At 60.4% G+C, this 23,325-nt stretch carries 16 protein-coding genes; 8 read left to right on the plus strand and 8 right to left on the minus strand.

Features of this window, described 5'->3' with window-relative positions; translation table 11 throughout:
* Positions 1 to 253: 253 nt before the first annotated feature.
* The 8 genes from AC3ANU_RS01595 to AC3ANU_RS01630 all read right to left on the minus strand — a co-directional run bounded on the left by AC3ANU_RS01595 (position 254) and on the right by AC3ANU_RS01630 (position 12,757).
* A complete protein-coding gene (locus AC3ANU_RS01595; protein WP_488315330.1) occupies positions 254 to 1,726 on the minus strand; it encodes an MFS transporter in 1,473 nt (490 codons plus the stop codon).
* Positions 1,727 to 2,622: 896 nt separating this feature from the next.
* The gene (locus AC3ANU_RS01600; RefSeq protein ID WP_251424526.1) at positions 2,623 to 3,195 is read right to left on the minus strand and encodes a DUF6036 family nucleotidyltransferase; all 573 of its coding nucleotides are present in this window, start codon (positions 3,193 to 3,195) and stop codon (positions 2,623 to 2,625) included.
* The gene (locus tag AC3ANU_RS01605; RefSeq protein ID WP_488315331.1) at positions 3,182 to 3,724 is read right to left on the minus strand and encodes a hypothetical protein; all 543 of its coding nucleotides are present in this window, start codon (positions 3,722 to 3,724) and stop codon (positions 3,182 to 3,184) included. Before AC3ANU_RS01605 ends, AC3ANU_RS01600 begins: the two co-directional genes overlap by 14 nt.
* Before the next feature lie 771 nt (positions 3,725 to 4,495).
* Positions 4,496 to 5,581 carry a class II fructose-bisphosphatase gene (gene glpX, locus AC3ANU_RS01610; RefSeq protein ID WP_488315332.1) on the minus strand — a complete coding sequence of 362 codons (1,086 nt, stop codon included), beginning with the start codon at positions 5,579 to 5,581 and terminating at the stop codon, positions 4,496 to 4,498.
* Between the two features lie 86 nt (positions 5,582 to 5,667).
* Entirely contained in the window at positions 5,668 to 7,182 is a 1,515-nt protein-coding gene (glpK, locus tag AC3ANU_RS01615; RefSeq protein WP_488315333.1) for a glycerol kinase GlpK, read from the minus strand.
* 41 nt (positions 7,183 to 7,223) lie between these two features.
* Positions 7,224 to 7,973 (minus strand): MIP/aquaporin family protein, encoded by a 750-nt coding sequence (locus AC3ANU_RS01620; RefSeq protein WP_488315334.1) that lies wholly within the window; start codon positions 7,971 to 7,973, stop codon positions 7,224 to 7,226.
* 60 nt (positions 7,974 to 8,033) lie between these two features.
* Positions 8,034 to 9,809, minus strand: a complete 1,776-nt coding sequence (locus AC3ANU_RS01625; RefSeq protein WP_488316006.1) for a glycerol-3-phosphate dehydrogenase/oxidase — start codon at positions 9,807 to 9,809, stop codon at positions 8,034 to 8,036.
* Between the two features lie 635 nt (positions 9,810 to 10,444).
* Complete coding sequence (locus AC3ANU_RS01630; protein WP_488315335.1) at positions 10,445 to 12,757, minus strand: polysaccharide lyase 8 family protein; 2,313 nt, start codon at positions 12,755 to 12,757, stop codon at positions 10,445 to 10,447.
* A gap of 300 nt (positions 12,758 to 13,057) precedes the next feature.
* Here AC3ANU_RS01630 and AC3ANU_RS01635 point away from each other — a divergent pair, with 300 nt between their 5' ends.
* From AC3ANU_RS01635 to AC3ANU_RS01670, 8 genes are all read left to right on the plus strand, one after another.
* Positions 13,058 to 14,107, plus strand: a complete 1,050-nt coding sequence (locus AC3ANU_RS01635) for a LacI family DNA-binding transcriptional regulator (RefSeq protein ID WP_488315336.1) — start codon at positions 13,058 to 13,060, stop codon at positions 14,105 to 14,107.
* A 260-nt stretch (positions 14,108 to 14,367) separates the two neighbouring features.
* On the plus strand, positions 14,368 to 14,982 hold the full coding sequence (locus AC3ANU_RS01640; RefSeq protein WP_488315337.1) for a carbonic anhydrase: 615 nt from the start codon (positions 14,368 to 14,370) through the stop codon (positions 14,980 to 14,982).
* Positions 14,983 to 16,073: 1,091 nt separating this feature from the next.
* Positions 16,074 to 17,108, plus strand: a complete 1,035-nt coding sequence (locus AC3ANU_RS01645) for a LacI family DNA-binding transcriptional regulator (RefSeq protein WP_488315338.1) — start codon at positions 16,074 to 16,076, stop codon at positions 17,106 to 17,108.
* Positions 17,105 to 18,709, plus strand: coding sequence for an FAD-dependent oxidoreductase (locus AC3ANU_RS01650; protein ID WP_488315339.1), 1,605 nt, complete (start codon positions 17,105 to 17,107; stop codon positions 18,707 to 18,709). The genes AC3ANU_RS01645 and AC3ANU_RS01650 overlap by 4 nt, the downstream gene beginning before the upstream one ends.
* Positions 18,710 to 18,723: 14 nt before the next feature.
* Complete coding sequence (locus tag AC3ANU_RS01655) at positions 18,724 to 20,025, plus strand: ABC transporter substrate-binding protein (RefSeq protein ID WP_488315340.1); 1,302 nt, start codon at positions 18,724 to 18,726, stop codon at positions 20,023 to 20,025.
* A gap of 8 nt (positions 20,026 to 20,033) precedes the next feature.
* Entirely contained in the window at positions 20,034 to 20,996 is a 963-nt protein-coding gene (locus AC3ANU_RS01660; protein WP_488315341.1) for a carbohydrate ABC transporter permease, read from the plus strand.
* Positions 20,997 to 21,084: 88 nt separating this feature from the next.
* Positions 21,085 to 21,870, plus strand: a complete 786-nt coding sequence (locus AC3ANU_RS01665; RefSeq protein WP_488315342.1) for a carbohydrate ABC transporter permease — start codon at positions 21,085 to 21,087, stop codon at positions 21,868 to 21,870.
* A 226-nt stretch (positions 21,871 to 22,096) separates the two neighbouring features.
* Positions 22,097 to 23,044, plus strand: coding sequence for an acetylxylan esterase (locus AC3ANU_RS01670; RefSeq protein WP_488316007.1), 948 nt, complete (start codon positions 22,097 to 22,099; stop codon positions 23,042 to 23,044).
* Positions 23,045 to 23,325: the final 281 nt, after the last annotated feature.

A 23,325-nucleotide genomic window follows, 5' to 3' on the forward strand; every position in this document is an offset into this window, starting at 1 on the left:
CTCTTGACAATGAAAGCTATATATCGGCTGTGCCCGCTTGTCCTGCCTCGCTGACATGCCTAGGTGCTGAGTCCCGACCAGCACGGGAGGTAAGAGTTTGGGCATATGCGACCGGCGCACTCATCACCGCTGAAAGCTCTGAGGAAACTACCGTTTTGAAGAAGACTCAGAACGAATTGCCAGAGACGCGAATGACGTCGAATGCCTCAGGCAGGCCTCATTCCCTCGCTGGCGGGACTGTACCGCCGAGGATTTAGGGCACACGTGCGGGGATCCCCTGCGGGTCTACCTGTTTCTCGGCATTGCGTTCAACCTTGATCGCAATGAAGGACAAGAGTATGAGGCCAACTGCTATTGCCGCCATGTATGCGAAGCCACCCTGGAAGGATGCGGCTGAGGGTGTGGGCGCTCCATCGATGCTTACCAGGTTTGTGGCTAGAAAGGTTGAAAAAACCAGAGGGGCGATGGCGAGCCCTACGGACTTCATAACTTGGTTCAGGTTGGATGCTTCGCTGGTCCTTTCCGCAGGGATGCCCTTGAGGAGCAGGTTGGGCGCTGCGGCAACGATAAATGCTGTGCCGACCGGGCCGGCTGTTAGGCCGAGCAGGAGCACCACAGCATTATTAGCGGCGAAGAGCAGCGGGATGAAGCCGACTGCGGCAATCAGGCTTCCGACTAACATAGCCATGCCTGCACCGTGCCGGCTGGATATACGCCCGGCAAAAGGGCTCAGCAGAAGGCCCGAGAGCACGGCGGGTCCGGTCAGGAAGAGTGCCGTGGTGGTGGCACTCAGACCGAGACCAATTCCGGTTTTCGGTGTCGTTTGGAGGACCACGGACGAGATTAGGCCCATGGAAAATATGCCTCCTGCGGCGAGCAACATGGCGAGGTGCGCAATCGAGATCCTGGGGTCCGTGAGTGAACGCAGGTCCACTGTTGGCGACGCGACTTTGAGCTCGAAGGCAACCCAGAATGCGATCACGGCGAGGCCCACAACGAGAGCCGACACTACGAGTGCGTTCGTCCAGCCCAGGCTGCGAACCAGAGTGAGACTGAGAAGGATGAGGGTCACCCCGATGGCAAGGAACGTTCCACCGAGGAGATCCACGTCGCCGACGGAGCCCCGCCGTTCGCTAGGCGGCAAGAGCGCGGCGCTAAGAATGACCGAGAGCAAGGCAAAAGCTGCACTCAGATAGAAGATGCTGTGCCAGCCGAAGCTGTCGACTAGGGCGCCCGCAACGAAACTGCCCAACCCTCCGCCAATGAGTGCCGTTCCTGCGAGAAGGGCGATGGCGGTCGCGCTTCTCTCCTTCCCGAGCCTTTCCGTCACGATCCCGAAGGCGAGCCCGAGGATGGCGCCCGTTGAGCCTTGAACGGCACGCCCCGCAATCAGGGCCGGAAGAGTGGGAGAGAAAACCACGATAGCGGAGCCGAGGGTACCCAGAAGCAATGCCGCGACGAGAACTTGCTTGCGGCCGAGTACGTCACCAAGCCGTCCCGCAGTGGCCGCCGTAGCGGCTGCAACCAGCGCATAGGCAGTAATTGACCAACCTACGGTGAAGGGGTCCCCGAATTCTTTGTACAGCCGAGGAAGCGCGACTGCGACCATATTCTGTTCGAACGAGTGGTTCAATTCGGCAATGACGAGAACGAAAAGCAGTAGGCCGATGCTGGTGTCGGTCCAGGTCCTGGGCTTCCGTGGTTGCTTTGTTGTCGATGGAATCATTCTTTAAGCTCCTTTGCTTTAAAGCACAATCTTCTTAATATTCGATCGGTGGGGCTGCAAGATCACATAGGGGTGAGTCACCGGATTGGACCGGGCATCCGTTTGAGTGTTTCGTCGAACCCAATGTCAACCTGGCTATACTCGGCCTCGTAAAAATGCTCGGGTTCCTGCGGCTCGTAATGTAGTCGATGCCCAATGCCTGATTCACGCAATAGCGACGCTAGCTCCGCGCCCATTCCGCTGTTTCAGACAAAGGTTCTTCCTTTGGTCTCATGTCCTTGCGCCCGTGGATTTGCCGGCCTGCTAATAGAGGGTGCTAATTCTTTGGGAACCTCCGAGGAGAGTGTTGTCACTCACCATATGTCCCCGCTCCCGGGCTGGACAATGGACTCGGGTAAAAGGATCCTATTAGCCGTCTCCTCGGAAGTCAGGTATGAAATGCCGTTGACTGTCAGAGGCAGGGCCGGGGCCCGGCCCACGTCACCTATCAGGGCATTTGCGCCTACCACGTGCGCCATGGGCGGCCGACCGCCCCGTTGCCTACCGGGATCCCGACAGCTAGCGGGAACTTGAGATGGTCCGGTTTAGGGCACACCCCAACCTGACGTTGGAGCCGTCCGACATGGGAAGACTCGCCCCGTGCCCGGTGGATGGGTCTGACGCCCTGTGCCGGCAGAGCCGCAACAGGTGGCATCGCGCCGTTCGTCCCGAGTGGGTGTCATCATTTCCTGATGCTTTGGCCTGTTTCGACCGTTCTCGAGCCGATGGACGTGCTTGCGTTGGTTGCGGACTGTCAGCTTGAGATCTGAGATGATCCGCAGCACCTGTCAGTACATCGATTCTGGACATTATTCTTACGCAATGCACCGCTTGAGGCGTCAGATATGCCCTTATTTTCAGCTCGTCAGGGCGGCTGCCCAGGCAATGGCGTTCCGTTGCCGGTAGTCCAGCACATCGATGTCCTGATCGCTCTGGACAAGGGCCAAGTCGATCGATGCCAGCCGCTGCTGCAGAACTACTGGGTCAATCAGCCGGGCGTCCACCAGTGCTCGAACGAACTCGAAGTCCTTTTCGCGGTGTGCCATGAGCTTCGCAACGCAAAGGTCATGGGGGTCCAGGCAGAGCCCTGTGGCGTTGTTTGTGGCTTCGCTGCGCACTCCGACCAGACGGTATTCCCAGTCGGGAGGCAGGATCGCGGTTCTTTTGCCGACCCCTTCGATGTAGAAGCCGTAGGTTGCATGGAACTCCGACCACTCCCCCACGTCGAAGCTGAGCTGATCACTCAGGGCATCGGCGTCCGCATCACGCATCGGCGCGATGTCAATCTCCGGGGACATCGTGGCCTCGGCGGGCAGCTGATCCTCAGTGTAGGAACCGAGGATCGACTGGCTGCCGATGATGATGACCTGGTCATCTTTGATGATCTGCGTCGCGGCACGGATTGCGTGCTCGAGTTCATCCCTTCGCAAGTAACTGCGCCTTCTTCATCGCAACCAGCCTGTCCTCGGGGCTTAGTGCCCCGGCAAAGGGGCTGATCTGGCGCAGGTCCCTTCCCTCCTCGTCATCGGCCAGCATCGCCTTCTCCAGCTCGTCATCAGGCAAGCGAAGAAGTTCTTCCCACCGGTCCAGCCACCGCTCAGCGACAGCCGCCCGCGGAGTGCGACGCAGACGTTCAAGATTCTCCCGCGCGAGGCTCCGCAGCCGCGACGGATTCTCCCGCAACCTCATCCCCAGCATGACATGCAGTTCAAACGGGAACCGCTCCTCACGCCGCGCTTGCGGATGCCGTCCCTTGGCTGTGCGGATCGCGTCCTGGATCACCGAAGCACTGCTTCCCAACCGCTCGGCGATTCCCCGCACCGACAGGCCCGAGGCGTGAAGACCCAGAATGCACTCCTGCCGGCCACGGGCCAGGACCAGCATCCGCTGCCGGGCCACCTCCGACTCCTCAGCCAAAGCCCTGGCCTCTGACGATAGCCGCGTGATCACATCATCCATACATGTATGGTACCCCCATACAGTCGCTTCCAGCTTTACGGAATCACCATTATCGGCCTTCGATCAGGGCAGTCACCAAACGACAGAATCTCTCACCTGAGTGCCCGGGGTAGGAATCCTACACAGCGTCACCACTTAGCAAGCGGTTATTCGCAAAGTCGATCGGTGTGAATCTTTAGGCATGCCGGCCCGCCCTGCAAAAATGCAAGTTGTGTACGCCCGTACTAGACAGTAACTTTATGGAGGCGACTACCGCACCATCCCCCGTGTCTGAAGGCGCCAGCTGAAGACCCCGAGACGTCCCCCACGCCTCGGGGTCTTCCTGCTTATCCAGCCGGTTATGTCGTCGCTAGCATTGGTGCCGGCACACGCAGGTGCGCTTCCCGCCGGCAGGGGCGGCGTGCGGTCCTACCGTGTTATTTTGTTCATTCGGCGGGCGCCTTGGACCGTTCAGACTTTGAAAGTGGCATGCTTCAAAGTACTTTTGCCGAAGCAATAACGAACGTATCCCCACGTGCGGAGCAGCTAAATGGAAGACCCTCATGGATCGAGTCAACGGACGTAAGGGTCTTTCTCCGTCTCCCGTTGCAACTTCGGGGACGTAGGCCTCCCACAACGAACCGTGCTCCGGAAAGTGAATGAGGAAGGGCGCCACCATCGCGGCGAAGAAGAACATGAGCGCCACGATGATCACCGTTCACGCTAGCACGTCATGTCCACTCAAAATGGGAACGATTCAGATCCACGGCCGACCTCTGCGAGCAGAGACGGTCACGACGATTTCACCGTGTCATTCCACGGCAGTGAGGGTTGATTGCCTGGGCGCCTGCGGGCGTAGTTCTCCCACTTGCTGGCCTGGTGCTCGCCCTCCACGAAACGGATGGTTCCGGACTTGGAACGCATCACGAGGGACTGGGCCAGGACCTTGTCCTTGGAGTAGCGGACGCCCTTCAGAAGGTCACCGTCGGTAATGCCGGTCGCGGCGAAGTAGCAGTTGTCGCTGGAGACGAGGTCATTGGTGGAAAGCACGCGCTCCAGGTCGTGGCCGGCGTCGATGGCCTTCTGCTTCTCTTCGTCGCTGGTGGGCCAGAGGCGGCCCTGGATGACGCCGCCGAGGGACTTGATGGCGCAGGCGGCCACGATGCCCTCGGGGGTGCCGCCGATACCCATGAGCGCGTCCACGCCGGTGCCGGAGCGGGCCGCGGCAATGGCGCCGGCGACGTCGCCGTCCATGATGAATTTGGTGCGGGCACCGGCTTCGCGGATCTCCTCCACCAGCGGGCGGTGGCGGTCGCGGTCGAGGATCATGACGTTGAGCTGGTTGACCTTCACGTCCTTGGCCTTGGCGATCAGGTGCAGGTTCTGCTTGACCGGCAGGCGGAGGTCCACCATGTCTGCGGCTTCGGGGCCGGTGACGAGCTTTTCCATGTAGAACACGGCAGAGGGATCGAACATGGAGCCACGCTCGGCAACAGCCAGGACGGCCAGTGCGTTGTTGATGCCAAGGGCGGTCAGGCGGGTTCCGTCGATCGGGTCGACGGCGACGTCCACCTCGGGGCCGGTGCCGTCGCCAACGCGCTCACCGTTGAACAGCATGGGCGCTTCGTCCTTCTCGCCCTCGCCGATGACCACGACGCCGTTGAAGTGGACGGTCTGCAGGAAGGACCGCATGGCGTCGACGGCGGCGCCGTCGGCGGTGTTCTTGTCGCCGAAGCCGACCCAGTGGCCGCCGGCGATGGCCGCCGCTTCGGTGACGCGGACAAGTTCAAGGGCAAGGTTGCGGTCCGGCTCGTCGTGGCCCACAGCAAGGGACGGTGAGAGGGTTAGATAGCGGGATGGTTTGGAAGCGATGGGCAAAAGTTTCCTTCTTGAGCGTTAGGAGATGGGTGGCTGCCCTGGCTGGATCGGTAGGGCAGCCCCATGGGTTGCGTGGTCACGGGGCTTTAGCGAACGTCCTCGTCGACCCAATCCATGGATTTGGTGACTGCCTTCTTCCAGAGCCGCATCTGGCGTTCCTTTTCGACCTGGTCCATCTGCGGTTCCCAGCGCTTGTCCTCGGACCAGTTGGCCGAGCACTCGCCCAGGTCCTTCCAGAAGCCAACCGCCAGGCCTGCCGCGTAGGCAGCCCCCAGCGCCGTGGTCTCAATGACCTTCGGGCGGATCACCGGGACGCCAAGGATGTCCGCCTGGAACTGCATCAGGGCGTCATTGGCAACCATGCCGCCGTCGACCTTCAGCTCGCTCAGGGGCACGCCGGAGTCCGCGTTGACCGCGTCCAGCACCTCGCGGGTCTGGAATGCGGTGGCTTCCAGCGCTGCCCGGGCGATGTGGTTCTTGTTGACGAACCGGGTCAGGCCCACGATCGCGCCGCGGGCATCGGAGCGCCAGTACGGGGCGAACAGGCCGGAGAACGCCGGGACGATGTACACGCCGCCGTTGTCCTTGACCGACGCGGCAAGGGTTTCCACCTCGGGGGCGCTGCTGATCATGCCCAGGTTGTCACGCAGCCACTGGACCAGTGAACCGGTGACGGCGATGGACCCTTCCAGGGCATAGTGCGGTTTGGCGTCGCCCAGCTTGTAGCCCACCGTGGTGAGGAGCCCGTTCTTCGAGTGGACGATTTCCTCGCCCGTGTTGAAGATCAGGAAGCAGCCGGTGCCGTAGGTGTTCTTCGCTTCGCCGGCGTCAAAAGCGGCCTGGCCGAAGGTTGCGGCCTGCTGGTCGCCCAGGATGCCCGAAACCGGCGTTTCGCGGAGCAGCTGGGAGCTGTGGACGGTGCCGTAGACCTCGGAGGAGGACTTGATCTCCGGCATCATGCTGCGGGGCACACCGAAGATGCCGAGGATCTCGTCGTCCCACTGCAGGGTTTCAAGATCCATGAACAGGGTGCGGGACGCGTTGGTGACGTCGGTGACGTGCACACCGCCGTCGACGCCGCCGGTCAGGTTCCACAGGACCCACGCGTCGGTGTTGCCGAAGACCAGGTCCCCGGCCTCTGCCTTTTCCCTGGCGCCGTCAACGTTGTCCAGGATCCACTTGATCTTGGTGCCCGAGAAGTAGGTGGCCAGCGGCAGGCCCACCTTCTGTTTGAAGCGGTCTGCTCCGCCGTCCTTGGCCAGCTGGTCCACGATGTCCTGGGTGCGGGTGTCCTGCCACACGATGGCGTTGTAGACCGGCTTGCCTGTGGTCTTGTCCCACACCACGGCGGTTTCGCGCTGGTTGGTGATGCCGACGGCGGCAATGTCGTGCCGTGTCAGGTTCGCCTTGGAGAGGGCCGAGCCGATGACCTCGCGGGTGTTGGTCCAGATTTCCGCGGCGTCGTGTTCCACCCAGCCGGCCTGGGGGAAGATCTGTTCGTGTTCCATTTGGCCGGAGGAGACGATGGCGCCGCTGTGGTCGAAGATGATGGCGCGGGTGCTGGTGGTGCCCTGGTCAATGGCGATTACGTACTGGTTCATAATGACGTCCTTGTCTTGTTGTTCGAACTGGGTGCCGGGGTTTAGGAAGCGGCGGTGACGATGATCGGAGCGATCCGGGCAACAACTCCGGCCAGGGCGCCGCCGACAAGCGGACCCACCACCGGAATCCAGGAGTAGCTCCAGTCACTGGAGCCCTTGCCCTTGATGGGAAGCACTGCGTGGGCGATGCGGGGTCCGAGGTCGCGGGCCGGGTTGATGGCGTAGCCGGTGGGCCCGCCAAGGGAAACACCGATGCCGACCACGAGCAGCGCCACCGCGAGCGGGCCAAGGCCCGAGGGGGTACCACCGAGGGTGAGGATCACGAAAACGAGGACGAAGGTTCCGATGATCTCGGTGATCAGGTTCCATGGTGTGGACCGGATGGCAGGGCCGGTGGAGAAGGTCCCGAGCTGGCCGGCAGGCTCCGGCTCGTCATCGAAGTGCTGTTTGTAGGCCAGCCAGCAGACCACGGCGCCGAGGAACGCGCCCAGCAGCTCGCCTCCGAAGTAGGTCAGGGTGGAGGCGAAGTCGACGGCGACTCCCGGAGCGTATTCGGGCTTGCCGTTGAGCAGCAGGCCGAGGGTGACGGCCGGGTTGAGGTGCGCGCCCGACTTGGCGGCGACGAAGACACCCGCGAAGACGGCGATTCCCCACCCCCATGTGACCATCAGGAATCCCCCGTTGTTGCCTTTTGTCCCCCGCAAAGCCACGTTGGCAACGACGCCGCAACCCAACAGCGTCAGCGTGGCCGTGCCGAAGAGTTCGGAGAGGAAGACTATTCCTAGAGACATCTTTGACTCCTTCTTTGTTATTGGTCCTATTCAGTGAGACAGCTGGGCTAGCGAGGCGTTTTAATCACGCCGGTAGGCTTGTTCAACCCTCTGGTTATCCGTTTCCACGCGATGAAAACGCTGCAGCACGTACTTCGCGTGCAGGATTTCTGCGTTCCGGTCTCCCGCAAGCCAACCAAGGGGGACGGAGAGCACCTCGGCCACTTCGTTGAGGAGGTCATCGGTAACCAGGCCGCGGAAGGCCAGGGAGGTGCGCCGGATGAAGACATCCACCAAGTGCCCCACTTGTTCGTTGGTCGCCATGAACTCCAGTTCCCGGACGCTGAGTTCCCGGGTGGACCGCAGGACGTGGTCGGGCTCGGCGTCGAGGTAGGCGATCACGGCTTCGGCGCGGGTCCCATAGCGGGTCAGCAGGCCGGCCGTCCGGTCTGCGTCGCGGCCGTCGGCCATGTGGGCCTTGATCCATTTCTGCACGCCTGCCTCGTCGGCTGGGAAGCCGGCGCCGCCGCCGATGGGGAGCTGCGCCGTCGAAAGCTTCCGCTGTACGCCGAGTTCGGTGAGGACCTCGTTGGTCAGGTGCTCTGAGAGGGCGCGGAAGGTGGTCCACTTGCCGCCCACCAGGCTCAGCACGAGTGCCCCGGTTCCGTTTGTTCCGGAGGCGCGGCGTTCGATGCGGTAGTCGCGGGAGACGAAGCCCGGCTGGGTGGCGTCATGGCTCGGCAGGGGGCGCACACCTGAGAACGTGTAGACGATGTCGTCAGGCGTGACGTCGATGGACGGGAACACGTGGCCGATGAGGTCGAAGAAGTACTGGATTTCCTCGTCGGTGCAGATGGCGTCTTCCGACATGTCCGCGTCGACGTCGGTGGTGCCCACCAGCACCCGGTCACCCATGGGGTAGATGAGGACAATCCGGCCGTCGGTGTGTTCGAAGAAGATTTCCCGGCCGCGGCAGGCGGCGAGGAGGCCCGGGTGGTCCAGGACGATGTGGGAGCCCTTGGTGCCGCCCATGAAGGCCGACGCCGCGCCCATGGCCTCATTGGTCAGGTCCACCCACGCCCCGGTGGTGTTCACGATGATGTCAGCCGTGAAATCGAACTCTTCCCCGGTGAGTTCATCGCGGAGCCGGACGGTGCTCCCCCGGCCGGTCCGCGGGTTGGGGGTGGAAGACATGGACTGCAGCGAGAGGTAGTTGCTGGCGCGGGCCGTGTCACCCTGCGCGCTGGTGCCCCTCGCGTTACCGGCGCGGCCGGCCTTTTCGCCGTCCTGGAGGACGTCGAGGGTCAGCCGTTCAGGGTTGTGCACGGAGGCGTCGAAGTAGGTGGCCGTGTATTTGACGTCCGGTCGAAGGGCGGGAAGTTCCTGGAGGGCTGCCTTGTGGGTGCGGAACTGATGCCGGGGCACCGTGCCGCCGTCCCGGGAAAACGAATCGTAAAGGCTGAGGCCCGCCTTGATGAGGAACGCACCGCGCTCCTTGGGCTTGCCCTGCTGCTTGTGGGTGAGGAAGCGCAGCGGCGCGGAGAGGATACCGGAGAAGGTGCTGAAGATCGGGATGGTGGTCTGCAGCGGCTTGACGTAGTGCGGGGCGATTTTCAGCAGCCGGTTGCGCTCCACCACTGATTCGCGGACCAGGCGGAACTCGCCGTTTTCGAGGTACCGGATGCCGCCGTGGATCATGTGCGAAGACGCGCCGCTTGCGCCCTGGCAGTAGTCGCCGCGCTCCACCAGTGCAACGTCGACGCCCTGCAGGGCCAGGTCACGGAACGTGCCCACTCCGTTGATGCCGCCGCCCACCACCAGCACCTTCGCGTGCGGACGGCGCCGCAGGCTTTGAATGGAGTTTCGTTCCGCCCCAACTCGTGCAGCCGTGAGCGATGGGGACGATGAATTATCGGGATTCAAAAGACTTCCTTGGCTTTGGGGACGCCAGCGAGGCGGCTGGCGGGGTCATCACCATTGTTCGAAGAGGCGGAAAATCGGGTCAAGCAATTTGCACAAACGTGCACGAACTGTTTTGTTCTTGCTGGGGAACCACTGGAGGGGGAGCTAGAAGGGCCTAATTGCAGGCACAAAACCGGAACAGCCGAGGTCCTACGGCTAAGCGTGCGCTGTGTCAGCCCGCAGTTAGGAGCACGCGCTTATCCCTGGGAGTACTTTCGGTAACAAGGGAACTCAGCGGCGGCGGCAAACGAATTGCGGGCTTGCTGGAGCCTAAATGAACGCCGCGTGCAAACAGAGCAGGCTGGAAACTACGGCCGGGCTGAATGATCATGACACCGTTCGCGAGCCAGCGATTTTCCAAATCCAAAACGTCCTCCCCGTTTCGGCCTCCTCTGATCGTCATGGCTATGAGGACCAGAGGAGGCGATTCGGGCTGGCTGACTCAGCAGAGAACGCCCCTGGCCGTTTCTTCAGCCGTCCTGCCCAACCGAAAGCTCTCTATCACTGACATCTTCTGATGATTCGTCCTGTTAGACAGCAAATCGGGCGACCAGGGACTTACCTGCTAGTCCGGATGCGTTAAACGAGATCTGGACATTGGGACTCAGCGCCACGACAGTGATGCCAGGGTCGGTTTGCAGGGTGCTGGTGGCCGGCCCGTCAATGGTTACCGTTACGGAACCGGTGACCTTTTGTGTGGGATCGGTGACGGCGATCGAGAGCTGCCCGTTTTTGCGTGTAGCGACGATGGATGCCCTGTTGTTGGACTGTATGCCCGCAGTCTTCGGGGGCGTAGGTGACCAGAAATTAATCATGGTGGTGCCGGTGCTCGAACGGGTGGCGGCCTGAACATCGTTATTGTTGGCAACCACCGCGATGTCGTTTGAGGACGCCATGCTTGAGGTTTGCGCTTGGGTTGCCGCAGGCAACTGAATGTAGGAGTAGGTGCTGTTGCTGGGGTTCACTCCATGATCTATCCACAGCGTGATGAATCGTCGGCTGTAAGTGGTCGTGTCATCATAGACGCCGCGGTTGTCCATGTCGGTCCACTTGCCTGTGCGATCTTCCCGCAACGCTTTAATCGATGTTCCCGAAGTAAACACGTAGCCGCCGACATTGGGAATCCAAACCCAGTTGGCAGTGAAGGAGCTCGGGGTTGGGCTTGGCGTAGTCAGCACCGAGGTTCCGTCCAGGATAGGAACGGTTGCGCCATTGGGGCCGATGTTACGGTTCTCAATTATGGTCTCCACGGTGTCGCCATCTGTGCTGCTGATGGCACCCCCGAGGCACACGATTGCGTCGTCCATGCAGAACCAGGATTTGCGCCCGCTCAGCGTCTGGGAGGCTGGTTTAAGTCCCATGCCAAGTGCGATATTCCCATCGAGTAAGGCGCCCCCCGCCCACGTATTGAGCGACGTGCGTGTAGCTGCTGGAGACAAGGGTGTTGTCCCGACGGTGGTGCCGGGAATGCGGTACTTGTTGGCCGTGGGCCAATATTGGTTGGCCCAGTGTGCGTTCTGACTGGAAAGGTTCAGGTAGACCGCCCCCTCTCCGGTGTACCAACCGAGACGATTCTCGCCACCGCTCTCGTAAGGCTTGATCACCGTGCTGTCCATTGCCACGGCGTAGGCGAATGTTGGCCGGCGGTGGACTGCTCTGGCCATCGATGTTGCCACGACACTCTGGGTTGATTCGGCCGCTGACGGAATGTTCGTGTCGGCTACGACAGCTCGTCCCTTCACAATGGAGGGCAGCCGCACCTGTTCAATCGGGACACTGTCGTAGACAAAGAACGGAAGGAACTGGTCAGCGTTGATCCAACCCTTGCACTGCCCCCGAACGACCAGGGCTTGAGCGGCGGGAAATACGGACGCGAGCTGTAGCAGCGTGGCGATCGTTAGTCTCCCTACCCTGTGGTCGGTCTCGTAGAACCGCGAAATTCCTCTGCCCCGAGTCATGTCCATAAAGCCGCCCCCGAAAATCCAGGGGACATAGTTGTCCTGCACCCAGTCGTAGACCTCAGCAATCTGTGCAGCATTGAAAGCCCATGGCGTGCCCAAGGTAGCGACCATGGAGTACGTGAGGTACTGCAGAAGTGAGACGGCGTATCCCCCGTTGTAGGAGAAATACTGGTGTTGAATGAAGCCGCCGTCTGCATAGAACCCGTCGCCCGTCGAGACGTAAGGGAAGATTGCCGCGTAGGCCGTCATTGCACCAGAAATCGTTGCACTGTCCTGGCTGAGGGCACCGCGGACTATGGCTATCGAGCAGGCCCAGTTGCGGTTCGCTCCGGTGGAGGTGCTGCCTGCGGTGATAGTGGGTGTAGGGGCATACCGCTTGATAGCAGCCATCGCGGTAGCAACCAAGGTGGCTGAAAGATCCTCGTAGAGCAGGACGCAAAAGTCGTTGAGCGCCAGGGGAATGCCGATTTGGAAGTCCCACCAGTTGTCATACTGGTTGGTAACACCGTATTTGTTGCTCAGGAACCAATCGAGGGCCGAGGCGATGTCGGCCTTCAGCTGTGCGTTTTCGTAGAGGGAGGATCCCGGAGACTTCAACGCGAGAGCCAGCGTCCGAAGCCGGCCCATGTTGTTCCGTTGAATCGCTGAAATGCTACTGCTGTTGAGGTCGGCCCAAAGGTAGGTGCGGTTGGAAGCAGTCGACAAGGTGTCCCACAAGGACTGTGCTTCCGCCGCTGATGCCGTGACATATTGCTGGACCGTAGAGTCGGAAAGGTCGTAGGTCGAAACCAGGGTGGCGCGCCACTGTGTGCGGACCTGGTCAAAATCCGTGGCCGTCGCAGCCCGGGCTGGCGCCGTGAATAGCGCGCCGACTGCCAGCATGGGGACCGCGGCTGCACCCGCAAGTATCAGCGAGCGACGGGAAACGCCTGGATTAAGAGATGCGCCCCTCGAAAAGGCATCTGAGAACGGCAGTGAATTTGTAGGCGACATAGCGGTCCCTTTCATGATGAGGTGATGGCCAATGCGCCCAAGTACGCGATCAGCTCCCTATCCCCCGATCCTTTGATGCTCCACTGCCCGGCATTGAACCGTCAATAAGATAATACCTATTATCAGAGAGTACCGACTACGGCTCCTCTATGATGATTTGTATTATCAAGTGCTTGGAAAGGAACGCCGATGACGTCGAGCCAGGGGGGAAGAGTTACGCAGCGCAAGATTGCGGAACTCGCGGGGGTTAGTCAAGCGACTGTTTCGCTTGTGCTGAACGGCCGTACCGACAATGGTGTGCGCATACCGGAAGAGACACGGAAACGTGTCCTTGACGTCATCAAAGCGACGACTTATGTTGCCGATCCTGTTGCCCGCAGCTTGGTGGGCGGGATGAACAATCTTGTCGGGGTGTTCACCTACGAACATGCATTTCCCAGCGAAACTTCAGACTTCTATACACCCTTGCTGACCGGCATAGAGAGTGCAGCCGAGGCTTTAGGCCTGGACTTGTTGATGTTCACCAGCGCTCCGCTGGTTGAGGGACGCCGCCAGATATTCCATGAGAATAGTCGGCTCCGCCTGGCTGACGGATGCCTACTGCTGGGTCGGAAGATGGACAACGACGAGCTTGCCAGGCTGCGGGACAGCGGGTACAAGTTCGTTGCTATCGGCCGCCGGGATGTTGAAGGCATAGCCTATGTCGGGGTTGACTATGGCACGCCCACTCGCGAACTGGCTCGTCAAGCCATCGGGGCCGGCCATGCGGCTGCTTTCTACGCCAGGCTGTCTCTCGCTGGCGAATCTTCCCGTGACAGGCATGACGCCCTGACTGACGAACTGGCAGCTGCGGGTATTGCCCTGGCACAGGCAGAGACTACGGCGGTCGGTCTGGCTGAGGTGTGGCGGCGCGTGCGCGCAGAAGGGGCTACCATCCTCTTTGTTGAGGATCCCAAGGACGCAGAAGAGCTTTATGCCCTCGCTGCCGCCGATGACGTCTCCGTTCCTAAGGACCTGTCATTCGTGGTCCTGGGTGAGCGAGATCGTAAAGGCGGGCGGGGGGTTGATTTTACCTGTTTCAGCGCTCCGCGCACCGAGCTTGGGGCGCGCGCCGTAGCCCTTCTCGATCACATACTCAAAGGGGTGCAGGGGCCGACGTTGTCTACCAGGCAGCTGCTGGAGTGCAGGGTGCTTCCGGGAAGAACCCTCGGCGTGCCATCGGTGCGGAGCTACCGGTGAATGCAGGTATGGGCCATTGTTGAGATCATCCCAGCCGGCGCTGCATCCCCGCCCCGGCCACGGAGGTGGATGTTGCTGGTCAGGAGATTTTCGTGGACTCTCGAGTGCATGCGTGGCTGACGCCAGTTGTCAGCAGCACCGTTGTCCTCTCCGGCGCGGACGCAGCTGGACGAAGTCGCACGTCGTAACCTCCCCTAAAGTCTGCCTGCCCGGCCGTCACAGTTCCCTTTCCGCCCCCGGTGCACCTATATGTAATATGCATGGCTACTAACCTCACCCCTGCACTGGCATGGCGCCGACTGCGCGAAGGCAACGAACGTTTCGTCAACGGCGAGTCCTGCCACCCGAACCAGGATGCCTCACGGCGCTCCTCGTTGGTGGAGACCCAGAATCCGTTCGCCGTGATCTTCGGCTGCTCCGACTCCCGGCTTGCAGCCGAAATCATCTTCGACGTCGGCCTCGGCGACGTCTTCGTGGTCCGCACCGCCGGACAGGTAATTGACGACGCCGTCCTGGGCTCGCTCGAATACAGCGTCGCCGTGCTGGGGGTGCCGCTGATCGTAGTGCTTGGACATGACAACTGTGGCGCCGTCACGGCAACCAAAGACTCCGTTAACACCGGCCAGATGCCGGCAGGATTCATCCGCGACCTCGTCGAACGCATCACCCCCTCCGTCCTGACCTCCCTGCGGAACAACCAGCCCGAGGTCAACGACATGGTGGTGGAGAACGTCAAGCAGATGTCCCATCGCCTCGCGGACAGTTCGCGTGTGATTTCGGACGCAATTGAAAACGGCCGCGCCGCGGTGATCGGCCTCTCCTACCGCCTGGCAGAGGGCCGCACCGACCTTGTGTCCGGAATCGGCGAGCTCTAGAAGCACCCTGCCGGCGGTCCCCCGGGCCGCCGGCAGCAGACCAGATCGCCATGCGCTAGCCCATGCCGAACGCGTCCGGTCGTGGGCGAGGGGCAGAAGGGCTACCGTTTTCTCTGTTGAGGATCAAGGAGGGTTTATGCCCGCGCTGTCGCTGATGGCAGGGGCGGTGACTGAGCCTGTCATCCGCAGTCCGGGGTCAGCGGGAGTGTAAAAGGTCGGGTGGGTGTGCTTCCACATGCCTCAACGCTCCGCGCATCGAGCTTCGCGTGGGTTGTAGTCCTTCTCGATCAAATACTCAATGGGGCGCATGGTCATGAGCTGGTTACCAGACAGCTGCTCGAGTCGCTGTCCTTCCTGGAAGAACCCTCAGTGTGCCATCGGTCAGGAGTTTCGGTGAATGCCGACGCGGAGCCGCCGTTTGCGACGACCGCTCGCCATTTTGCTACTGCACCCCTCGGGGAATAGCACAACCACACATGTGAGATTGCAGCAAACTTTTGGTGGGCCCGACTACCGGGACGGCTGACGCCAGTTGTCAGCATCAGGAGCGAAGCGTCAAACTTGTGGCGCACTCCGAGCGACGCTCCGAATTTCCTCTAGCGCTATCCGGAGAAGTTGCCGCTGCAGCTGGGGAAGCGTGGCGCGACCCCGGAGGTGGCACTCGAGGACACCATCCCTGGCGTTTCCTCCGATACCTACATAGTGCAGCCATAGCTGATGAGACTGGATGCAATCTTCCATCACCCCGTCGTTGAGGCAGCGGATTTCATCCAATTCGTTGGGGGGTAATCTCATTTACTCATCGCCCCGTAAGGGGAAAGGCGATCACGCCCCCTGAGAGGCATGGCAGTTCAGTGCAGGTTGCCCGGTGACTCATGGCCGTTCTCAGCTGGTTGGCGACTGCGTCCGCAGGCCTATGTGCGCATCCCACCTAGCGGTAGCTTCAGCCAACCCCAAACCGTAAACGGAACGTGCGGCAGAACTATTGAAATATCGGATCATACGCATTATCGTGATCTACATCATTAGATAATACGCATTAGCGCATGAAAGGGAAGGATCCTATGAGCGGGCAAAGGGGTGCGGGGAGGATGACGCAGCGCCGCATCGCTGAGCTCGCCGGTGTAAGCCAAACCACCGTGTCATTGGTGATGAACAACCGGGTAAAACCGACGGGGCGAATCGCGAAAGAAACACGGGATCGTGTAATGGAGGTGATCCGGGCGACAACCTATGTTGCCGATCCTGCTGCACGGCGTCTCGCCGGTGGCGAGAACCAGATTCTCGGTGTGTTCACATATGAGGCTGCTTTCCCTCATGAAACCGCGGACTTCTATACACCGCTTTTGACAGGGATTGAGTCCGCGGCAGAGGCGCTGGGTTGTGACTTGCTGATATTCACCAGCGCCCCCGTCGTCAACGGGCATCGACAAATTTTTCATCAGAACAACCGCCTGGCGTTTGCTGACGGATGCATTCTCCTGGGTCTGGAAATGGACACCGAGGATCTGCGGAGACTAGTCGTGGGTGGCTACTCCTTTGTCGCCATAGGTCGAAGGAGTACCCCCGGGGTACCGTACGTCGGCGTGGATTACGTTTCCTCCACGAGGGAGATCGTTGGGCGAGCCCTGCAGTTGGGTCATCGGCGGTTTTTCTATCTGGCGAGGGACAGCCGGGGAGAGTCCGTGCTGGATCGTCGGGCAGGCTTCCGGGAGGCCGTTGCAGGCTTTGCAAATGCACAACACATGTTCTACACCGTCTCGGGGAAGGGCCTGAGGGAGGCATGGAAAGTCACTAGGGCCTACGGCCCTACGGTCCTGTTCCTCGAGTCCGAGGACCATTCCGCGGGACTGCTGAAACTGGCCGCCGAAGCAGGTTATTCGGTACCCGGGGATCTCTCGATCATTGTTCTTGGGGATCCCCCACGGTCAGGTACCACCGATATCGATTTCACACGCCTCAGCGCTCCCAGGGAGGACCTGGGGGCCGGAGCTGTGAAGCTTCTGACAAAAATCATTGCGAGCAAAGAGCGGATTCCTGATTCCGAGCTGCGCGTTCTGCTGAACTGCCGCTTCGTGCCAGGCTCCACTCTTGCTGCACCCAAAAACGAAAGAGCCGCCCAATGAACTATCTCAACACCGACATTCTTATCGTCGGAGGGGGCCTTGGTGGCGTCGCAGCCGCACTGGCTGCACTCAGGGCCGGCCGCCGCGTCGTCCTGACAGAGCAATTTGAATGGCTGGGTGGACAGCTCACCAGCCAAGCGGTTCCAATGGATGAACACGCATGGGTGGAACAGTTCGGCGTTACAGCTTCCTACAGGCAGCTGCGGGAGGGCATCCGGGACTACTACCGTGCATGGTATCCGCTAACGGAGGAGGCTCGGGCAAAAAGCGATCTCAATCCCGGTGCAGGCTTGGTCAGCCGCCTTTGCGCGGAGCCCAAGGTCGCTGTTGCAGTTATTGACGCTCTGCTGGCACCGTATCTGGGTACGGGCCGCCTGACAGTTCTTCAACCTTCGATTCCAGTTGAAGCGGAAGTGTCGGACGCCCGAGTTACGAGTGTCACCGTCAGGGATGCGCGCACGTCAGAACGCACCCAAATCACCGCAAGGTTTGTCCTGGACGCGACTGAAACAGGCGAACTACTCCCCCTCGTCGGAGCGGAATACGTTACCGGCAGTGAGTCGCGGGAGCAAACAGGTGAGCCAAGCGCTCCCGAAACTGCCAGCCCGGATAATATGCAGGCTTTTTCGTGGTGCTTCGCGATCGATCACGTCCCGGGAGATCACACCATTGAGAAACCGCGGGATTACGACTACTGGCGCAACTACCAACCGGAGTTCTGGGGAGCGCCCATGCTCTCGCTCACGGGGCCTGATCCGCGCACCCTCGAGATCGTCACCCGAGAATTCACACCTACAATCGACGATGATCCGCTCGCCATCACCGCGGACCAGAGCCAGGCCGCCGGGGACCGGGAGCTATGGACCTTCCGCCGTATCCTGGCGCGGAAGCTTTTCACCGACGGGCACTTCGACAGTGACATAGTCCTGGTCAACTGGCCGATGATTGACTACCTTGAAGGCTCTATCATTGACAGCCCGGCCCCGGAAAAGCACTTGGAAGGTGCCCGGCAGTTGTCGTTGTCGATGTTCTACTGGTTGCAAACTGAAGCGCCGCGGCCCGACGGCGGAAAGGGTTGGCCCGGACTCCGCCTTCGCGGGGACGTCACCGGAACCACCGACGGTCTTGCCCAGGCACCCTATATACGTGAGTCCCGCCGCATCAAGGCGGAATACACAGTGGTGGAGAACGACTTGTCCGTCGCCGTACGAGGCAGTGGCAAGCCCTCCACTTTTTTCGACAGCGTCGGAGTTGGCATGTACCGAATCGACCTGCACCCCTCCACCGGCGGTGACAATTACATTGACGTCCCATCGGTGCCCTTTGAAATTCCCCTCGGAGCACTGATTCCGGTCCGTCTGGAAAACCTGCTCCCGGCGGGAAAAAACGTTGGTACAACACACCTCACCAATGGAGCCTTTCGGCTCCACCCCGTGGAGTGGAATATCGGCGAGGCAGCAGGTTGGCTGGCAGCCTTCTGCCTGGAGCGGGCGATTGAACCCCGAGCCGTACGTAACACTCCTTCCATCCTGAAGGACTTTCAGACCTTACTCGTCGGGGCCGGTGTCGAACTGCACTGGCCCGACATCACCGGCTACTAATCAAGGAGCACTAAATGAAACCAGCAAAGAAGCTGACAGGAGTGGCGCTGCTGGCAGCAGCGGCATTGACTCTTGCCGGCTGCGGAGGATCGACCGAAGCGAGCAGCGCTCATACTTCCGCCGCCCCTGGAAGCGTCACCCTGCGCATGACCACCTGGACATCGGACGCGACACAGCTCGCCTTGTTCAAATCCATTGCAGATAGCTACAAGAAATCACACCCCGAAATCAAAGAGATCACGTTTGATTCACTGCCGGTGGCGGACTACACGTCAACGCTGACCACGCAGATCGCCGGTGGCAACGCACCCGACATGGCGTGGGTCCTCGAAAAGGACGCGCCAGATTTCGTCAAATCCGGAGCTCTCGCACCTCTCACCGACACCCTGAAAGCAGCCCCTGACTACAACTACGCAGACCTGAACAGCGAAACGACAAAGCTCTGGACCCAGGACAACCAGCTTTACGCATATCCCTTTTCGACCTCCCCCTTGGTGATGTTCGCCAACGACAGTCTGCTCAAACAGGCCGGCCTTCCAACATCGGCAGAGCTGCAGTCACAAGGGAAATGGAACTGGCAGGACCTGGCAGCCCTCGGTTCGGTGGTTAAGGCCAAAACGGATAAGGACGGCATCATCATCCGTGACTTCAACTACTCCGACTGGTCCAACCTCGCCTCTGTGTGGAACGCCTGGGGAGCCGCTCCCTGGAGCAGTGACGGGAAATCCTGCACCTTCAACTCTCCCGAGATGAATACTGCCTTCACCTACATCCACGACGGCATCTTCAAACAGCACGCATTTCCCGGGCCTGGGACCAGCCCGGACTTCTTCGCAGGCGATTCCGCATTTACCGTCACCCAAATTTCGCGTGCTTCACTCCTGAAAGACGCCAAGTTCGGCTGGAACGTCCTGCCGCTACCAACCGCTACCAAAGGCTCCTACTCTGTCGTCGGGCAAGCCGGCGTCGGAGCGCTGGCGAAGGGCGCCCACGTCCAGGAGGCGGAGGACTTTATCGCTTACCTCACCAACCCCTCCAATGCCAAGCAGCTCGCCCAGTTCTTCCCGCCGCCCCGGACCTCGCTTCTGACGGCCGACACCCTGGCGGCCACGAATAAGCTCCTCTCCAAAGAGCAGATCCAGAATGCAGTCATCAAGGGCATCGCAGAAGGCCAAACCAAAGCCAGCCACACCAACTCGGCTGAAATCTCCCAAAAAGTGAAGGCCGCCCTGGACCCGATGTGGCAGCCCACAGCCGACGTGTCGAGCGTGCTCAACAATGTCTGCAGTGCGATCAAACCCCTCCTGGCCGGTTAGGAACGCGCGTGTCTGTTCTAAGCAAGGTAACGCCGGTCCGGGGGGCTCCCCCGGGCCGGTCCACCACCCGTCAATCCCGCTGGCCCTCCGGGCTGAACCGCCGCCGCCGCGACGCTGTCACCGGCTATCTTTTCGTGGCACCACAGGTTCTGGGGATCCTCACCTTCGTGATCGTCCCGCTGTCTCTCGTTTTTTATTACAGCTTCAACGAATGGAACGTGCTGGCAGGAACATTCAAATTCGTCGGAGCAGGGAACTACCAGCAGCTCGTCTCGGACCCGCAATTTGGTGAAGTAATTCTCGCTACTGTCATATTCTCCGTTGGTCTAGTTGCGATCAACATCCCCCTGGCCCTGCTCCTGGCGGTTATGCTCAACCGCCAGGGACGAGGAATAGCGGTGTTCCGAACACTCTTCTTTTCCCCCGTCGTCGTCTCCCTGGTCGCGTGGACCCTCGTCTGGGGATTCCTGCTCCAGGACAACGGGGGGATCAACGGGATTCTGCACGCTGTAGGCATACAAGGACCCAACTGGCTGCAGAGCGGGCCGACCGCCATGGCTGCCGTGATCGTCGTGCAGATATTCAAAAATGTGGGGTTGAACATGGTCCTGTTCCTGTCCGCCCTACAGGGTGTTCCGACGGAACTCTATGAAGCAGCACGGGTTGATGGGGCAACAGCCCGCACCGTATTTCGCCGGATAACTCTCCCGTTGATTTCGCCCACGCTACTATTGACGATCATTATCACCATCGTCGGATCCCTTCAGGTATTCGCGCAGATCGCAGTGCTCACCCAAGGAGGCCCAGGCCTCTCCACCACGGTTCTCGTGTACTACCTTTTCCAGCAAGCCTTCGATTTCCACCACTTTGGATACGGATCGACCCTAGCCATCGTTCTCTTCCTCGTGGTCCTGGCGCTCACTGTCCTGCAATGGCAAATGCGCAAAAGATGGGTATTTCATGAGAACTAGTCAGTTGACCGGTGCACCCTCCATTGGGACCGGGCTGCGGTTCGGAAAGCGATGGACCAGGGCAGCGCTATACCTGCTATTGGCTGTTATGGCCGTTCCCTTCGTCTTCCCGACCTGGTGGATGATTACCTCATCCTTCAAATCAATCAACGAAATCCTTGCCTTCCCGCCCACACCCTTACCGGTAGAACCTTCCCTCCAGGGGTACCTGCAGGCTTTCACCTTCCAACCGTTCGCCAGGCAGTACTTCAACAGCCTGTACATCGCGGCAGTAGTCACAGTCCTGACCATGCTCGTTTCCTCAATGGCCGGATATGCCTTCGCAAGGATCCGTTTCCGGGGGCAAAATATCCTTTTTCTCCTCGTGCTTGCAGGTCTGCTTGTGCCCAGTGAAGTTACCATCGTCCCGCTGTTTCAGATGTTCAATGCCGCTGGACTGGTCAACACCCACTGGCCGCTCATACTGGTGACATCTTTTGGCGCGCCAAGCGTCCTTGCCACATTCATCATGCGCCAATTTTTCATCGCCCTGCCGACGGAACTTGAGGAGGCAGCACGGCTGGACGGACTCGGAAGGCCAGGAATCTGGTGGCGGATCGCGATGCCCCTGGCACGGCCTGCTCTGGCAGCTGTTGCAATTTTCACGTTCTTGAACGTGTGGAACCTGTATCTGGAACCAACGGTTTATCTCTCCTCCCCCGATCTCTTCACGCTGCCACAGGCGCTGACCCGATTCACTGATGCCTACAGTGGGCCTATGTGGAACGTACAACTGGCCGCCGCCAGCATGACCGCCGTGCCTGTGCTGATAGTTTTTGTCATCGCCCAACGCCAGTTCGTAGAAGGGCTCGCCCAGTCCGGGCTAAAGGGATAAGCAGCCGGTGTCACCGGTCCTAAGGAGCGGTGACACCCGACCTCCCAGACCGAAGTGGTGACCGCATCACGGTCAAAGGCCCTTAGAAAAGTACGAGGCACAGCTTAGACGCCTGTGATGACAAAACCAGCTCCCGCCTCGAGCCGTCAGCAACAAGAGGTCCCTTTCAACTCTCATCGTCGACCAGGAGCATGCCATGGCGCTATTTGACCTATCCCCGGACCTAATGCGTGACTACGCGGGATCGGGGAAGGAACCGGCTGATTTCGATGCATTCTGGCAGCGGACCCTTGCCGCTGCCCGAGCGTTTGATTCCGCGCCGGAAGCAACGCTCGTGGAGACGCCGCTGACGACAATGGACGTCTACGATGTACGGTTTCCCGGATTCGGGGGCCAGACGATATCTGCCTGGCTCCGGGTTCCACGCGGTGCCCACGGACCCCTCCCCACCGTCGTGGAATACGTCGGATATGGAGGGGGGCGAGGTTACCCGGAAGAGTCCCTTTTTTGGGCGTCCAGCGGGTTCGCCCACATTCAAATGGACACCCGGGGACAAGGCGCGGGATGGTCTGTGGGTAACACGGGAGACGAAGGGCCCAGTGGCCCTTCCCATCCTGGATTCATGACCCGGGGAATCCTAGATAGGGACCATTACTATTACCGCCGGCTGATCACGGATGCGGTTCGTGCCATCGATGCGGCACGAACATTGCCGCAGGTGGATCCGACGAGAATCAGCGTCGTCGGCATCAGCCAGGGCGGTGGATTAGCCCTGGCGGCCGCCGGCCTGGTTCCCGATCTCGCCGCCGCTGCTGCCCTGGTACCATTCCTGTGCGACTTTCCGCGGGCGGTCAATATAACTGATCGCCCACCGTATGGCGAGATCGGCAGCTATCTGCGTGTTCGGCGCGACGAGGTAACAGGTGCCATGGAAACACTGGCAAATTTTGACTGCGTATTTTTCGCGCGCCGCGCTGCGGCGCCGCTCTACGTCTCGGCCGCACTCATGGACACCACATGCCCACCATCGACCGTCCACGCCGCCTTCAACAACTACGCCTCCACCGATAAACGACTTCAGCTCTGGCCCTTCAACGGGCACGAAGGTGGCGGCATAGTCGACCTGAAAAACGCCCTGGACCATGTCACCGTTCACGCGCCTCAACACGCATAACTACCCCGTGACAGTCATGCGTCAGGGAGATTTCACAAAGTTCTCCCACCTCGAACCCTGTTGCTCCAGCATGCATCCACCCCTTCCTGCCCATGCCGGATGCCGTTATGCCGGAAAACGGCAGCGAACTGAAACCCGGTGTGCAATCAGGACGCTTCCAGAGAAAGAAGACCAGCAATGCCGAAAGAACAAAACAAGGTGCTGCCGGAATCGTTAGAAGTTGCGGTCAGGACAAGAAGCGAGCTTGACTCCGCGTTGGACGCCGCCGTCAGAATCTTGCA

It is taken from the genome of Arthrobacter sp. SDR-2R, from assembly GCF_057747955.1.

Bases quoted from the DNA above. Each gene is read 5' to 3' on its own strand.
- AC3ANU_RS01605 (WP_488315331.1), bottom strand. From the start codon at position 3,724: ATGGATGATGTGATCACGCGGCTATCGTCAGAGGCCAGGGCTTTGGCT.
- AC3ANU_RS01595 (WP_488315330.1), bottom strand. From the start codon at position 1,726: ATGATTCCATCGACAACAAAGCAACCACGGAAGCCCAGGACCTGGACC.
- AC3ANU_RS01645 (WP_488315338.1), top strand. From the start codon at position 16,074: ATGACGCAGCGCCGCATCGCTGAGCTCGCCGGTGTAAGCCAAACCACC.
- AC3ANU_RS01640 (WP_488315337.1), top strand. From the start codon at position 14,368: ATGGCTACTAACCTCACCCCTGCACTGGCATGGCGCCGACTGCGCGAA.
- glpK (WP_488315333.1), bottom strand. From the start codon at position 7,182: ATGAACCAGTACGTAATCGCCATTGACCAGGGCACCACCAGCACCCGC.
- AC3ANU_RS01655 (WP_488315340.1), top strand. From the start codon at position 18,724: ATGAAACCAGCAAAGAAGCTGACAGGAGTGGCGCTGCTGGCAGCAGCG.
- AC3ANU_RS01665 (WP_488315342.1), top strand. From the start codon at position 21,085: ATGGCCGTTCCCTTCGTCTTCCCGACCTGGTGGATGATTACCTCATCC.
- AC3ANU_RS01620 (WP_488315334.1), bottom strand. From the start codon at position 7,973: ATGTCTCTAGGAATAGTCTTCCTCTCCGAACTCTTCGGCACGGCCACG.
- AC3ANU_RS01650 (WP_488315339.1), top strand. From the start codon at position 17,105: ATGAACTATCTCAACACCGACATTCTTATCGTCGGAGGGGGCCTTGGT.
- AC3ANU_RS01670 (WP_488316007.1), top strand. From the start codon at position 22,097: ATGCGTGACTACGCGGGATCGGGGAAGGAACCGGCTGATTTCGATGCA.
- AC3ANU_RS01635 (WP_488315336.1), top strand. From the start codon at position 13,058: ATGACGTCGAGCCAGGGGGGAAGAGTTACGCAGCGCAAGATTGCGGAA.
- AC3ANU_RS01630 (WP_488315335.1), bottom strand. From the start codon at position 12,757: ATGCTGGCAGTCGGCGCGCTATTCACGGCGCCAGCCCGGGCTGCGACG.